Source organism: Mycobacterium sp. 1245801.1 (assembly GCF_001673055.1).
In the GTDB taxonomy this organism is placed as follows: domain Bacteria; phylum Actinomycetota; class Actinomycetes; order Mycobacteriales; family Mycobacteriaceae; genus Mycobacterium; species Mycobacterium europaeum_A.
Genome location: NZ_LZKY01000216.1, coordinates 40,260 through 54,516, shown reverse-complemented (window position 1 = coordinate 54,516; position 14,257 = coordinate 40,260). Strand labels below are relative to the sequence as shown.

The 14,257-nt window shown below is 67.0% G+C and carries 14 protein-coding genes; 7 read left to right on the top strand and 7 right to left on the bottom strand.

All coding sequences use genetic code 11. The annotated features are described in order from the left end of the window. Positions 1-109: 109 nt before the first annotated feature. Positions 110-1,126, bottom strand: coding sequence for a dihydrodipicolinate synthase family protein (locus A5622_RS13870; RefSeq protein ID WP_066879112.1), 1,017 nt, complete (start codon positions 1,124-1,126; stop codon positions 110-112). A gap of 43 nt (positions 1,127-1,169) precedes the next feature. Next, complete coding sequence (locus A5622_RS13865; RefSeq protein ID WP_066879110.1) at positions 1,170-1,967, bottom strand: SDR family NAD(P)-dependent oxidoreductase; 798 nt, start codon at positions 1,965-1,967, stop codon at positions 1,170-1,172. 192 nt (positions 1,968-2,159) lie between these two features. Here A5622_RS13865 and A5622_RS13860 point away from each other — a divergent pair, with 192 nt between their 5' ends. Beyond that, positions 2,160-2,972, top strand: coding sequence for a TetR/AcrR family transcriptional regulator (locus A5622_RS13860; RefSeq protein ID WP_066879107.1), 813 nt, complete (start codon positions 2,160-2,162; stop codon positions 2,970-2,972). Between the two features lie 17 nt (positions 2,973-2,989). Here the strand turns inward: A5622_RS13860 and A5622_RS13855 are convergent, their stop codons facing one another. Continuing rightward, positions 2,990-3,898, bottom strand: coding sequence for an enoyl-CoA hydratase/isomerase family protein (locus tag A5622_RS13855; protein ID WP_066866540.1), 909 nt, complete (start codon positions 3,896-3,898; stop codon positions 2,990-2,992). Further along, positions 3,895-4,590, bottom strand: coding sequence for a hypothetical protein (locus tag A5622_RS13850; RefSeq protein WP_197505165.1), 696 nt, complete (start codon positions 4,588-4,590; stop codon positions 3,895-3,897). The genes A5622_RS13855 and A5622_RS13850 overlap by 4 nt, the downstream gene beginning before the upstream one ends. A gap of 270 nt (positions 4,591-4,860) precedes the next feature. On the opposite strand from A5622_RS13850, the gene A5622_RS13845 reads away from it, so the two are divergent. The 6 genes from A5622_RS13845 (at position 4,861) to A5622_RS13820 (ending at position 11,927) form a co-directional block, all read left to right on the top strand. Beyond that, on the top strand, positions 4,861-5,682 hold the full coding sequence (locus tag A5622_RS13845; RefSeq protein WP_066879105.1) for an enoyl-CoA hydratase/isomerase family protein: 822 nt from the start codon (positions 4,861-4,863) through the stop codon (positions 5,680-5,682). 98 nt (positions 5,683-5,780) lie between these two features. After that, entirely contained in the window at positions 5,781-6,593 is an 813-nt protein-coding gene (locus A5622_RS13840) for an enoyl-CoA hydratase/isomerase family protein (RefSeq protein WP_066862536.1), read from the top strand. Next, positions 6,590-7,384, top strand: coding sequence for an enoyl-CoA hydratase/isomerase family protein (locus A5622_RS13835; protein ID WP_066862539.1), 795 nt, complete (start codon positions 6,590-6,592; stop codon positions 7,382-7,384). The genes A5622_RS13840 and A5622_RS13835 overlap by 4 nt, the downstream gene beginning before the upstream one ends. Continuing rightward, positions 7,384-8,853: a class I adenylate-forming enzyme family protein gene (locus A5622_RS13830; protein WP_066879102.1), complete on the top strand. Its 1,470-nt coding sequence runs from the start codon at positions 7,384-7,386 to the stop codon at positions 8,851-8,853. Before A5622_RS13835 ends, A5622_RS13830 begins: the two co-directional genes overlap by 1 nt. Then, the gene (locus A5622_RS13825; protein ID WP_066879100.1) at positions 8,843-10,411 is read left to right on the top strand and encodes a class I adenylate-forming enzyme family protein; all 1,569 of its coding nucleotides are present in this window, start codon (positions 8,843-8,845) and stop codon (positions 10,409-10,411) included. Before A5622_RS13830 ends, A5622_RS13825 begins: the two co-directional genes overlap by 11 nt. Continuing rightward, positions 10,404-11,927, top strand: a complete 1,524-nt coding sequence (locus tag A5622_RS13820) for a class I adenylate-forming enzyme family protein (RefSeq protein WP_066879098.1) — start codon at positions 10,404-10,406, stop codon at positions 11,925-11,927. Before A5622_RS13825 ends, A5622_RS13820 begins: the two co-directional genes overlap by 8 nt. Here the strand turns inward: A5622_RS13820 and A5622_RS13815 are convergent. From A5622_RS13815 to A5622_RS13805, 3 genes are all read right to left on the bottom strand, one after another. Next, complete coding sequence (locus tag A5622_RS13815) at positions 11,924-12,286, bottom strand: hypothetical protein (protein WP_066867303.1); 363 nt, start codon at positions 12,284-12,286, stop codon at positions 11,924-11,926. The genes A5622_RS13820 and A5622_RS13815 overlap by 4 nt on opposite strands. A gap of 76 nt (positions 12,287-12,362) precedes the next feature. Next, a complete protein-coding gene (locus tag A5622_RS13810) occupies positions 12,363-13,049 on the bottom strand; it encodes a GntR family transcriptional regulator (RefSeq protein ID WP_066867305.1) in 687 nt (228 codons plus the stop codon). A gap of 4 nt (positions 13,050-13,053) precedes the next feature. Next, positions 13,054-14,247 (bottom strand): acyl-CoA dehydrogenase family protein, encoded by a 1,194-nt coding sequence (locus A5622_RS13805; RefSeq protein WP_066879095.1) that lies wholly within the window; start codon positions 14,245-14,247, stop codon positions 13,054-13,056. Positions 14,248-14,257 lie beyond the last annotated feature (10 nt).

Genomic DNA, 14,257 nt, shown 5'->3' with positions numbered 1-14,257 from the left:
GGCAAGGCCAAGGCCTACGAGGAGCGCGAGCGGGCCGAGCAGCAGTAAACGGTCAGCTAGTCGAGCGGGCCCGGTCACTGACCGGGCCCGCTTCGCTGCGTAAACCCTGCTACCGCAACGCGGTTTCCAGCAGGCCCAACCGCTGGTAGGCGTTTTCGATCTGGGCTTTCGCCTCGGCGGGCAGCTCGGCCTGCGGGGGGCGGGAGTGCGGATACGCGCCGATGGGCAGGCCCAGCAGCGATGCGGCGTACTTGAATGCGCCGCCCCAGTGGGTGAAGTAATCCGCGCGGCCGGGGTAGCAGGTCCACCAGGATCCGACGTCGAGGTCGAACTGGTCCAAGCCCGACTCACGGCCGTAGTCCATGGCCTCGACGAGTTTGTCGCTCTGGATGAGATCCCAGTATTCGGAGAACAGTCGCCGGGTGGGCGTCTCGAAAAGGTAGCCGGCGGTACCCAATTGCGCCGGACAGACGATCCCGTCGCGCAGCCAGCCGGCCCGGTAGACGGTCTTGTCGCATTCCCACACCGCGAGGCCGGGCGCCAGCTCGTGCAGCATCCGGCTGCTCGCCGGCCGGAAGGCGCCTTCCTTGCTCGCGCACACCGCGGGAACTTCGTCGTAGATCCGGGCGCTCTCGGCGGGCGTCAAGACGTAACCCGAGGACGGCGAGTTGAACATGCCCAGGGCGATATCCGTCCGCGCCGCCACGTATTTGAAAAAGCGCAGCACGCCGTCACCCCCGTGCGCCTCCATCATCGGCGTTTGGATGTAGGCGATGTCGGCCCCCGCCTCCTGCGCGTGCAGCGTCAGGTCCAGGCAGTCCTTCGCCGACATCGCCGCCGTGCACGCCTGCACCACCACGTCGGGATTGATGCCGCGCGCTTCCTCGACGGCCACCTCCAGCAGGCGTTTGCGTTCCTCGAGGGTCAGCGACCAGAACTCCGCGATCCCGCTGGTACACCACAACATCGGATGCCCCAGATCACCGACGCAATAGCGCACCAGCGTCCGATAGGCCTCCCAGTCGATGTCATCGCCGTCGGTGCCGCAGAACGGCGTGTAAAGGGAGTCACCGATCCCCCGCAATGCGCCCGACGCCCACGCCCGCGCCTCCGCTGCCGTAGCCACAATCGACTCCTTTTGTCTGCCAATCGATTTCTTCGACCCGTCGTCAGGTGAAGTCCGAACCGCCGTCGACGTTGATGTTGGCGCCGGTCATGTAGGAGTTGCGCCGCGAGGCGAGGAACGCGGCGACCGGGCCGATTTCCTCCGGCAAGCCCGCACGCGGCATGTGCGCCGGATGACCGAAATGCTTGCCGATGGCTTCCATCAGGGCGTAAGGGTCATTGCCGTCGACCCCCACCGAATTCGCCCAGCCGATCAGCGATTCCGATGCGATGCTGCCCGGCGACACCACGTTGACCATGATCTCGTCCTTGGCCAGCAGCAGAGACAGGTTTTTCGACACGCTGGTCAGCATCGACTTCGCCGCCGTGTAGGCGGGCAGCATGACGCTTTGCCGCTGCGTCGAGTGTGCGGAGAAGTTCACGATCCGGGCCCATTGCGCCTTGCGCAACAGCGGAAGCGCCGCGCGGACGCAGCGCACCATTCCCAGCACGCCGTCTTCGACGGATTGCCGCCACTGGTCGTCGGTCAGCTGCTCGAACGTGCCGGCCGCGCCCGGTCCCACCGTGATAACCAGCGCGTTGAGTTCGCCGTCCCATCGCCGGGCGAGGTCGCCGAACACCTCGCTCACCGCACCGTCGTCCCCGATGTCCGCCGTCAATCCGATCGCGTCCGGGCTACCGCGCTGCGTGAGATCGGTCACCGCGGCGTCCAGGGCGTCGCGGCTGCGGCCTATCACCGCGACCCGGGCGCCTTCGTCGGCGAAGCAGCGCGCCGTTGCCAATCCCATGCCGCGGCTACCGCCGACTACCACCGCCGTGGCATTCGCCAGCCCTAGATCCATTGCGTAATCCGTAGCCCTAGTCTGGTCATTTTCGCCTGTCCAGCCGCTTTACCAAAAAGCCTACGATAGGTATTACAGTAGCAGAGGGATAATGTGACACGAAGGCGTATACGCAGGTCAAAAGAGAAGTGCCGGTAAATTCAATCGTACCGGCAGCACGGCTGCCAGACCGCATACCCGGAACGGATTTTGATGGAGGTGCCCGTAGTGGCAAAACAGGCAACCGCCGATAAGCGTCAACGACGCGAACGCGGGTCCATCAATCCCGACGACATCATCAGCGGCGCATTCGAACTCGCGGAGCAGGTGTCGATCGACAACCTGAGCATGCCGCTGCTCGGCAAACATCTCGGCGTGGGTGTGACGAGCATCTACTGGTACTTCCGCAAGAAGGACGACCTGCTCAACGCGATGACCGACCGCGCGCTGAGCAAGTACGTGTTCGCCACGCCCTATGTCGAGGCCAGCGACTGGCGTGAGACCTTGGCCAACCACGCGCGCTTGATGCGTAAGACGTTCATGGGCAACCCAATTCTGTGCGACCTGATTTTGATTCGAGCCGCGCTTTCGCCGAAGGCGGCGCGGATGGGCGCTCAGGAGATGGAAAAGGCGGTCGCCAATCTGGTGCAGGCCGGGCTGTCACCGGAGGATGCCTTCGACACCTATTCGGCGATTTCGGTGCACGTGCGCGGTTCAGTGGTGCTGCAACGGCTCTACGAAAAGAACCAGTCCTCGGACGTCGGTCCCCGGGCCATCGAGGACGCGGTTGCGATCGACCCGGAGAAGACGCCGCTGCTCGCTCAGGTGACCGGGATAGGCCACCGCATCGGCGCCCCCGACGAAACGAATTTCGAATACGGACTCACCTGCATCCTCGATCACGCCAGCCGGCTGATCGACGAGAGCAACGGATCCAAGGGCAGCAAGGCGGCGCCGTCGCGGCAGCGCAAGCCGGCCAAGTCGGCGCCGGCCCGGGGCCGGACCAAGGCGACAGCGGCTCGCTAGCGCCCCGAAAAGGCTTGTCAGCCCTCGGGTTCCGGGACGTGGAAGTGCTCGTCGCGTAACCGGAACGCCTCCCTGGCGCCGTGCTGCGCGCGGGTCTTGACGAAGTTGAATTCGCCCGGCCCGAATTGCAGGTTGGTGCCGAGCGCGTGGAACAGATAGCTGGCGACCTCTTCGCCCTGATACGCCTGGCTCTGCTCGACCAGCCGGAATGCCTCCTTGGCGATGACGACCCCGTCGGCGGGCATCTTCGCCGCCTTCTCGGCCCAGTAGCGCGCGCGGGCCGTCACCGCGCCGGGTGCGCAGGTGTCGGTGAAGATTCCCAGGTGCTCGATCTCGCCCGCCTCGATGATGTCGCCGGTCAACAGCAGGCGCCGGGCCAGCACCGGGCCGAGCCGGTGAAAGAACATGTGCAGGCTGCCGAGGGCGGGGCCCAGGAACCGTGTCGCGGGCATGCCGATCTTGGTGTCACGCGCGATGACCGAGATGTCGGTCATCAACGCCATCTCGAAACCGCCGCCGAGCGCGTAACCGGCGATCTCCCCGACCGTCACCTTCGGGAATCCCATGAAATTGTGGTAGAAGCCAAAAGACTTGCGGTCCACCGTAAGTCGTCGCCGCTGGCTGGGGCGACGTTTGGCGGCCCGGTCGGCACCGGCCGCCTGGTCCGGTGGCGCGGACGAGCCGTACCATCCGTAGGCGTTGTTCATGTCCGCACCGGTGGAGAACACCCCCTCCGCCCCGCGCAGTAGCACCACCGTCAGGTCGTCGTCCTCGGCCACCTGATCAAGGCATCGGGCGACGGCCTCACGCATTGCCGCGTCATAGGAGTTGCGTTGTTGGGGATTGTTCAACGTGATGGTCGCGATGCGCCGATCGGGATCGATGTCGAAGAGCACGCGATCGTCAGAGGTGCTCGAGGCGGTCATGTATCGGACTCCTTTCGGCGCCTGCCGAACCGCGATCCGGCAAGCTTTTCCGGCCGTGACGCCAACGTGTTGACCTCGCCGGTACAGAGGACTTCGTCGTGAAGCGACAGCCGCCCGGTCGACGTGATGCCGCGTTCACCCTCCGTGCGGGCTATGTCGAAGCGCAGCTCGGTCAACACCGGGGTCGGCCGGCGGAAGGTTACGACCAGGGATCGTGTCTTGCCGGACAGGCCGGTGACGCAATTGTGGTGCTGGATGACGCAGTCGAAGAAGACGCCCAGGAAGCCGCCGTGCACCAGGCCCGGCGGCCCTTCGTACACCAGGGGGAATTCGACAGTGCCCGTAGCGTTCTCGGCGTCGAGTCCGTCGAACCGGTACTCCGGAAAGCACGGGTTGTATGCACCGATGTCGGTCGCGTGGTTGAGGTAGACGCGGCGCGGATCGTCGGGCAATTCGCCGATGCGCGGTGCGTTGTCCGCGGGCGCCGCGGCGACCAGCTCGCCTTCCCACTCGGCGAATTTCTCCAGCATGGCGTCCACCGCGGGGTGTGGGTGCTCGAGGGACACCAGCAGCGAACTCAGGCGCCGCATGGCGGCAGCGGCGGCCACGGTCTGGGCAAGCGGCGCCTCGCCGAATCTGGCGTCGCCGTTGCCCGTCGACGCGCGCGCGGCATGCCCCTCCGACAAAGTCATCGCGCCACTCCTCCTCATCGCTGTGCTCTGCATCGTCGCCGGCGCGGTCATCGCGCCACTCCTCCTCATCGCGGCGTCCCCCGCAAGCGGGCGGGGTACCTCCCACTTGTGGGGGCGTGCCCCGCCGCATCGTCGCCGGCGCGGCCATGGTTCCCTCTTTCACCCCGGGTTGTTTCGCAGGCAGCGTATCCTTGCTAACTTATACAGCGTATCAATCGTATTGCCTACTGTATGGGTAACCGTATCGGCGGAGAAAGGCCGGATTCGACGGTGAGTCAGGGGGCCGACACGGCCGGTGCCGAGGGTTCGGTGACAGTGCACCGCGAGGGTGCGGTGTTACTGGTGACGCTCGATCGCCCATCGCGGCGTAACTCGTTGACGCAGTTGATGATCGGGGCTTTGGTCGAAGCCCTGACCGATGCCGCTTCCGACGATTCGCTGCGGGCCGTGCACATCCGGGGAGCCGGCGGTGACTTCTGCGCCGGCGCCGACTGGGTCGCCGCCAACGACCCCGGCGCCCCGCGTCCCCGCACCGGTGATCTGGTGCGGCGGATTCCCCACGCCGCTCACCGCGTGATCGAGCTCGTCGCGTCCATCCAGCTGCCGGTGGTGTGCAGCGTGCGGGGCTGGGCGGTGGGATTCGGCTGCAACCTCGCGCTGGCCGCCGACTTCACCGTGGCCGCCGACGACGCCGTGTTCTGGGAGCCCTTCATCGACCGGGGGTTCAGCCCGGATTCGGGCTCCACCTGGCTGGTGCCGCGGCTGATCGGCCTGGCGCGGGCCCGGCGAATGCTGCTGCTGGGCGAGAAGGTGGGCGCGCCGGATGCGGCCGATTGGGGATTGATTCACCAAGCCGTCAGCGGCCCCGAGCTCGACCGCGCCGCCGAAGAGTTGGTGGGCCGACTGGCCGCCGGGCCGACGGCCGCGCTCGGACTGGCCAAACAGGCCCTCAACTTCGGCCAGCAGGCAACGCTGAGCCAGTCGCTGACCCAGGAGTTGTTCAACCTGGAATTATCTTGCCGAACAAGCGATTTCAAGGAGGGCCTGGAGGCCTTCCGGCAGCGACGGGATCCGGATTTTCGTGGACGCTAGTTCGGGGGCGTCGAGTGTGGGCCGTACGCGCGGGAACTGCCTCGAATTCGTCCATATGCCCCACGCTCGACGTGCAAAACAACACGAAGGGATGACCCATGCCCACTGATTCGTTCGACACCATCAAATACGAAGTCGATGGGCACACCGCGACGATCACCCTGAACCGCCCGGACGCCCTCAATGCGCTCAGCCCGCACATGATCACCGAGCTGCGGGCCGCCTACGACGAGGCCGAAAACGACGACGCTGTCTGGTTGACCATCGTCACCGGCACCGGCCGCGCGTTCTGCACCGGTGCTGACGTCAAGGAGATTCCCGAAGACGGCAAGGTGATCTACGAGCGGCCCTACCTGTCGACATACGACCAGTGGGAGGCGCCGCAGGAGGGCACCCCGCCGTTTCGCACCATGGCCAAGCCGGTGCTCACCGCCGTGAACGGGATCTGCTGTGGCGCCGGCATGGATTGGGTCACCACGACCGACATCGTCATCGCGTCCGAGCAGGCCACCTTCTTCGATCCGCACGTCAGCATCGGGTTGGTGGCCGGCCGGGAATTGGTGCGGGTGTCTCGGGTGTTGCCTCGCTCGATCGCGCTGCGAATGGCCCTGATGGGCAAGCACGAGCGGATGAGCGCGCAACGCGCCTACGAGCTTGGGTTGATCAGCGAGATCGTGGAACATGACCGCCTGCTGGAGCGCGCCCACGAGATCGCCGACATCGTCAATTCCAATGCACCGCTGGCCGTCCGGGGCACCCGGCTCGCGATTCTCAAGGGACTCAACGTGCCCCTGCACGAGGCGGAGATACTCGCCGAGACCTTCCGCGAGCGGGTGCTGCGCACCGAGGACGCGGCCGAAGGACCCCGGGCCTTCGTCGAGAAGCGCAAGCCGAATTGGCAGTGCCGATGACGTTCGAAACCATTCTGTTCGAGGTCGACACGCGCGACCACGTCGCCACCATCACACTGAATCGCCCCGAACAGCTCAACGCGTTCAACCGCACCATGTGCGAGGAGATGGCCCGCGCGTGGCGCACCGTCAAACTCGACGATTCGGTGCATGCGGTCGTGTTGCGCGCCGCCGGCGACCGGGCGTTCAGCGCCGGGCTGGACATCAAGACGCCATACGGTCAGCCCGAAAACATCTGGAACCACGAGGATCCCGGCGAAGCGCTGAGTCCCAAGTGGCAGAAGATGTGGAAGCCCGTGGTATGTGCGGTCCAGGGCATATGCACCGCGGGCGCGTTCTACTTCGTCAACGAATCCGACGTGGTGATCTGCTCCGAGAACGCCACCTTCTTCGACTCTCACGTGTCGGCGGGCCTGGTGTGCGCTTTGGAGCCGATCGGCCTGATGCGCCGCATCGGCCTGGGTGAAACGTTGCGAATAGCATTGATGGGCAACGACGAACGGGTCGGCGCCGAGACCGCGCTGCGGATCGGGCTGGTCTCCGAGGTCGTCGCCGCCGACCAGCTTTGGGACCGCGCCCACCAGATCGCGGCGACCATCGCCGCCAAGCCGCCGACCGCGACAGCCGGCACGGTGAAGGCGATCTGGGAATCGCTGGACAAGCCGTACCGCGCGGCGATGGAGCAGAACCTGATCTATACCCGGCTGGGAAACCCGTTGGGCACCGCGGAGCTGGCCGCTGGAAACGATTCCGGGGCGCCAAGCGCGGCCCGAACCCCGAAGATTCGCTGATGTCGCCTCACCCGCTGGCTCAACGCATCGCCGACGTGCTCGACCTGCAGCCGGACTCGCGCGCCATCGAGTATGGCGGCCAATGGATCTCCTGGGCACGAGTCGGGGCGCTGGCGCGGCGTATCGCCGCGATTACCGGCGGGGCCGAAGTCGGGATGCTGTTGCGCAACCGCCCGGGGCACGTGGCCGCCTTTCTGGGCGTGCTGCTGGGCGGCGGAACGGTCGTGGTCATCAACCCTGCCCGAGGTGACGAACGCACCAGGGCCGACATCGCGGGCCTGCGGCTTCCCGTGATCGTCGGCGAGGCAAACGATCTGAGGGCCCTGGTGCCCGCGGGCACGCCGACGGTCGCGATTTCGGGCGGGTTGGACGACGCCGACGTCACCGCGCCGCGCGTCGACCGCCCCGGCCGGCGGTCCGGCACCGCCGTGCGCATGCTGACCAGCGGCACTACCGGGCCGCCCAAGCGTATCGACCTGGGCTACGACATGCTGGCGCGCAGCGTGATCGGTCCGGATCCCGAACATGCGGTCTCGCCCGCAGAGCTGCGCCGCGGCGTCGCGATCGTGAACTCGCCGCTGGTGCACATCGGCGGGGTGTTCCGGGTGCTGCAATGCATCGCCGAGGCGCGGCCGTTCGTGCTGCTGGAACGATTCGAGCTGAACGCCTGGGCCGAGGCGGTGCGCAAGCACCGGCCCCGCGCGGCGTCCCTGGTGCCGGCGGCGCTGCGCACGGTCTTGCACTCCGATATCCCGCGTGCCGACCTGGCGAGTCTGCGGGCCGTTACCTGCGGCACGGCCCCGTTGTCGGCCGAGGACGCCGATGCCTTCACCGAGAAGTATGGCGTTCCGGTGTTGACCTCTTATGCGGCAACCGAATTCGGTGGCGGGGCGGCGGGCTGGACCCTGCCCGACCATCAGCGGTACTGGAAGACCAAACGGGGCAGCGTCGGCCGGGCCAACCCCGGTGCCCGGCTGCGGGTGGTCACCGAGGACGGAACACCGCTGGGCCCGGACGAGGTCGGCCTGCTGGAGGTCAAACCGGGCCAGCTGGGGCCGACCGCACCGTGGATGCGGACCACCGATCTGGCGCGCATCGACGCCGACGGGTTCTTGTGGATCGTCGGCCGTGCCGACCAGGCGATCATCCGCGGTGGTTTCAAGGTGATGCCCGACGACGTCCGCGCCGCGCTGGAGAGCCACCCCGCGGTGGCCGGCGCGGCCGTGATCGCCCGCCCCGACGAGCGGCTGGGCGAGACGCCGGTCGCCGTGGTAGAGCTGCGCGAGGGGGCATCGGCCGACGCCGAAGCCCTGGTCGAGTATCTGCGAGAGCGTTTGGCGCGCTACGAGATTCCGACCGAAATCGCGATTGTCGACAGCATCCCCCGAACACCGTCGGGCAAGGCCGATCTCGGCGCCATCCGGGGCGTCTTCGGCGAGGCCGCAGCGCAGCGCGACCATGCCCGTTGAGCCTTCGACGGTCGCCCAGGTGCTGCGGCATCAGGTCGGCCGACGCGGCGATCACCCCCTGCTGGTGTGTGACGGTGACCGCATCAGCTACGCCGAGGCCGAGCGCCGGTCGGCGGAGCTGGCCCGCGGCCTGATCGCGCTGGGCGCCGGCAAGGGCACCCATGTGGGGCTGCTCTATCCGAACGGAGCCGAGTTCGTCGTCGGGATGCTGGCCGCGGCGCGCATCGGTGCGGTGGTGATCCCGTTCTCCACCTTCGTCACCGCACGCGAGCTGCGCGAGCAGCTCGTCGACAGCGATGTGGAAATCTTGTTGACCGCGGCGCGCTTTCGCTCGCATGACTACGTGCAACGACTCTCCGAGCTTCTGTCGGGCGCCGATCTCGATTCCCGATTGTTCTGTGCCGCAGCACCGCAGCTGCGTCGCGTCGCGGTCACCCACGAGAAGGTGTGCGGGTTAGCCGATTCCGTCGACCCCGCGCTGCTGACGGCGCTGGAGGACGACGTCGCGCAGTGCGACGCGCTGACGATCGTGTACACCTCGGGCTCCACCAGCGCCCCGAAGGGGGTCGTGCACACCCACGGCGCCCTGCTGGCGCACCAACGAAATCTCAACCTGATCCGTGGTTTGACGGTCGACGACAAACTGTTCTGCAATTCGCCGTTCTTCTGGATCGGTGGACTCGCCTTCGGCCTCCTTGCCACGCTGGTGGCCGGGTCCACCTTGGTGTGTTCTAACGCCACCGATGCCGGGGAGACGCTCGACCTGCTGGAAGCCGAAAAGCCCACCATGACCAATGGATTCGCGGCCGGGATCGCCCACCTCGCGGAACACCCGAGCTTCCCGCACCGCGACCTGTCGTCGATGCGGCGCGGCAATCTGTACCCGATCATGGCTCCCGACGCCCGCCCGGCCGACCCGCAGTTGCGGCACAACATGCTGGGCATGACCGAGGCCGGCAGCGTCGTGCTGATCGGCGATGACGAATCCGACCAGCCCGAGCACCGGCGCGGCTCATTCGGCAGGCCGGCACCCGGCTTCGAGATCAAGGTCGTCGATCCCGACACCACGGCCGATGTCGTCGCGGGCGAAGTCGGCGAGCTGTGCCTGCGCGGGCCGCACCTGATGCAGGGCTACTACAAGCGCAGCCGCGAAGAATGTTTCGATGCCGACGGCTGGTTCCACACCGGCGACCTGGTGCGCGTCGACGCGGACGGATTCGTCTATTTTGCCAGCCGGCTCGGCGCGATGATCAAAACGGCGGGCGCCAATGTCTCGGCGGCCGAAGTGGAGAAGGCCATTGGCAGGGTCACCGGCGGAGCGCCGGCTTACGTGTTCGGCCTGCCCGACGCCCGGCGCGGGCAGGTCGTCGCCGCGGTGGTCGTCCGGGCCGACGGTCCAGCGGGGTTCGACGAAGCCGCCCTGGTTTCGCTGCTCGAAACGGAACTGTCCGCCTACAAGATTCCCAAGCGGTTCGTCGCCCTCCGCGGCGACGACGTTCCGGTGCTGTCCAGCGGCAAGGTCGACATGCGACGTCTCAGGGAGCTGTTCGGTGTCTAGCACCATTGACCGGCTGCTGCGGCTTCGGGCCGACCGCGATGGCGACAAGCCGATGGTCGTCGACCCTACCTCCCGGCTGACCTACCGCGAACTCGACCTGGCCACCCGCGATTTGGCCGCGACGTTCGTCGAGGCCGGCGTGGCCAAGGGCACCCGGGTGGGGCTCATCATGCCCAATAGCACCCGGTGGGTACGGGTCGCCGTCGCGCTTACCCGCGTCGGCGCGGTCCTGGTCCCGCTGAGCACCCTGCTGACGGCCGGAGAGCTCGCCGCCCAGCTGCGGGCGGCCTCCGTGCAATTCTTGATCAGCGTCGAGGAGTTCCGCGGCCACCGCTACCTCGATGACCTTCCGGCGGCGGGGCGACCCGAATTGCCGGCGTTGCACCAGGTTTGGTCGGCCGACCAACTCGATGGCGCGTCCGCGAGTGCGGGTGCCCGCAACATCGTCGACGCCATGACGGCAACGGTCACCCCGGCCGACCCGCTGGTCATCATGTTCACCTCCGGCAGCAGCGGGGCGCCCAAGGGAGTCATCCACTCGCACGGCAACGCGCTGGGCGCCGTGCAGGCCGGCCTTGCGGCGCGCTGCATCACCGCCGAGACCCGCCTGTATCTGCCGATGCCTTTCTTCTGGGTGGGCGGTTTCGGCAGCGGAATACTGTCCGCGCTGCTGGCCGGCGCCACCCTGGTGACCGAGGAGATACCGCGGCCGGAAACCACCCTGCGATTGTTGGAAGACGAACGGGTCACGCTGTTTCGGGGCTGGCCGGACCAGGCCGAGACGTTGGCACGGCACGCCGCAAAGGCCGGTGCCGACCTCTCGGCCTTACAGGCGGGAAGCCTGCAGGCCCTGCTGCCGCCCGGGCAACGCGCCCAGCCCGGGGCGCGCGCGACGCTGTTCGGCATGACCGAGGCCTTCGGGCCGTACTGCGGCTATCCCGCCGACACGGACATGCCCGCGTCCGCTTGGGGTAGCTGCGGAAAGCCGTTCGAGGGCATCGAGGTTCGCATCGTCGACACCGACAGCGGCGCGCCGGTGGCGGCCGGCGTCACCGGAATGATTCACATCCGCGGACCGCACACGCTGCGCGGCATCTGCGGGCGCACCCGGGAGGACCTGTTCACCGCCGACGGCTTCTACCCCACCGGCGACCTCGGGCACCTCGACGAAGACGGATTCCTCTTCTATCACGGGCGATCCGACGACATGTTCAAAGTCAGCGGCGCGACCGTCTACCCCAGCGAGGTCGAACGGGCGCTGCGCAGGATCGACGGCGTCGACAACGCCGTCGTCACCAACGTGCCGGGCGGCTCGGGGGAACGGGTCGGCGCGGCGGTCGTGGGCGCACTGACCGCCGAGCAGCTGCGCGCCTGCGCACGAACGGTGTTGAGCGCCTTCAAGGTTCCAACGGTGTGGTTACTGCTGGCCTCCGACGACGATCTGCCGCGCGGCGGTACCGGCAAGGTCGACGTCCGCCGGCTGCGCAAGATGTTGGCCGAAGCGGACCGGTCCTAGGGCACCCGCGTCCATGGTTGGCAGTTCTGCGACTCGAACGCCTTGATCGTGGTGTTGATGTTCGCAAACATCGGACCGACGGACATGTTCGTCTGCACCACATGGTCCTTGTTCGCGTCGGGCGTGCTGTAGGTGAACCACGCGCACATCGAGTCCTGAGTCGGCACATTGTTGATCCACACCCCGAAGGTCGACGCCGAACCGGCCGTTCGGTACAGACCCGGTGCAATATCGGGGCCGACGACGAAGACACCATTGCCGGGGATCGGGTCCACCGGGTCGGCGACGACCCTCGGCGCGACGGCAATCGCCGTCACGGTCGCGACGAGTAGGGCCGATGCGCGAAGCGTTGCGGGCATCTTCGTTTCTCCGTCCGTGGCCCACCCTGCTGGCAGCGTATGCCCAACCTCGCTGCGCGACAAGAGATGGCGGCGACTAGGTCAGGCCATTCTCGTCGGCGACCACCCCGCGGGCCACCAGATGGTCGATCAACGGAACCGCGCCGGCCGCAAGGTGTTCCGACATCGCCACGCGGGCGAGCTTGTCGTCGCGTTTCTTCAGCGCGGACAGGATCCGCCGATGGTCCTGCATCGATTGCTCCGGCCAGCCCTCGATGGCGGGAAACACCGACTCGGGGGCGTAGCGGGTGATCTGCGACATCAGCTGGGCGAGCTTGGGCGAGTCCGCCGCGACATTGATGGCGCGGTGAAACTCGTGGTTCAGCCGGACGGTGCGCTCGTGGTCATCACCGGCGTAGGCGTCTTCCAGCTGCGCCTGGATCTCCTTGAGCTCGTGCAGTTGGCTGTCGGTGATGTTGATCGCCGCCCGCGCGGCCAGTTCGCCCCCGACATGCGCCTGCACGTTCGCGACGTCGGTGACGTCGCGTCCGGTGACCGGCAACACCGCGAAGCCCCGACGGGGCTGCTGGTTGATCAGTCCTTCGGCGCACAGCGCGAACAGCGCCTCGCGCACCGGCGTGACGCTGATACCCAACTCCGCGGCCAGTTGGTCCAGCCGGACGTACGACCCGGCGGCGTACGTGCCGTCGAAGATCCGCCCGCGGATGATCCGCGCGACGTCCTCCGAAAGTTGAGGCCGCGCAGCGAAATCCGGAACGCTCATCCGTCTACACCTGATACTCGGCGAGCAGTCGCTTGCTGATGATGTTCTTCTGGATCTCGCTGGTGCCCTCGCCGATCAGCAGGAACGGCGCGTCGCGCATCAGCCGCTCGATCTCGTATTCCTTGGAATATCCGTAGCCGCCGTGGATCCGGAAACTCTGCTGGGTGACCTCGGCGCAATATTCGCTGCACAAATACTTGGCCATCCCGGCGGCGACGTCGTTGCGCTCGCCCGAATCCTTCAGGCGCGCGGCGTTGACCATCATCAGGTGGGCCGCTTCGACCTTGGTCGCCATCTCGGCCAATTGGAACGCGATGCCCTGGTGCTCTGCGATCGGCTTGCCGAAGGTCTCGCGCTGTTGGGCGTAGCGCACCGCGAGCTCGAAGGCGCGAATCCCCACACCGCACGCCCGCGCCGACACGTTGACGCGGCCGACCTCGATGCCGTCCATCATCTGGAAGAAGCCCTGCCCCGTGGTGCCGCCGAGGACGTCGTCGGCTTCGGCCCGGTAGCCGTCGAAGATCATCTCGGTCGTCTCGATACCCTTGTAGCCCAGCTTTTCGATCTTGCCCGGAATATGCAGGCCCGCAACGACTTCGCCGAACCCGACCGGCTTCTCGACGAGGAACGCGGTGAGGTTGCGGTGCGGCTTGTCCGAGCCCTCGTCGGTGCGCACCAGCACCGCCACCAGCGTGGAGGTGGCGCCGTTGGTCAGCCACATTTTTTGGCCGTCGATGGTGTAGGTGCCGTCGTCGTTGCGCCGGGCGCGGGTGCGAATCGCGGCCACGTCAGAACCCAGCTCCGGCTCCGACATCGAGAAGGCGCCGCGGGTCTCGCCGACCGCCATCCGCGGCAGGAACCGCTGCTTTTGTTCGTCGGTGCCGTGCTGGCGCAGCATGTACGCCACGATGAAGTGGGTGTTGAGCACGCCGGACACGCTCATCCAGCCCCGCGCCAGCTCCTCGACGCACAGCGCGTACGTCAGCAGCGACTCCCCCAGCCCGCCATACTCCTGCGGAATCATCAGGCCGAACAGGCCCATCTCCCGCATCTGATCGACGATCGCCTGCGGGTAGGTGTCAGCGCGCTCCAGCTCGACCGCGTGCGGAATGACCTCCTTCTCGACGAATTTCCTTACCGTGGCGATGATCTCGGTCTGGAACTCCGTCAACCCGAGGGTCTGGGCCAGTTTGGTCATGTGCTGCGTT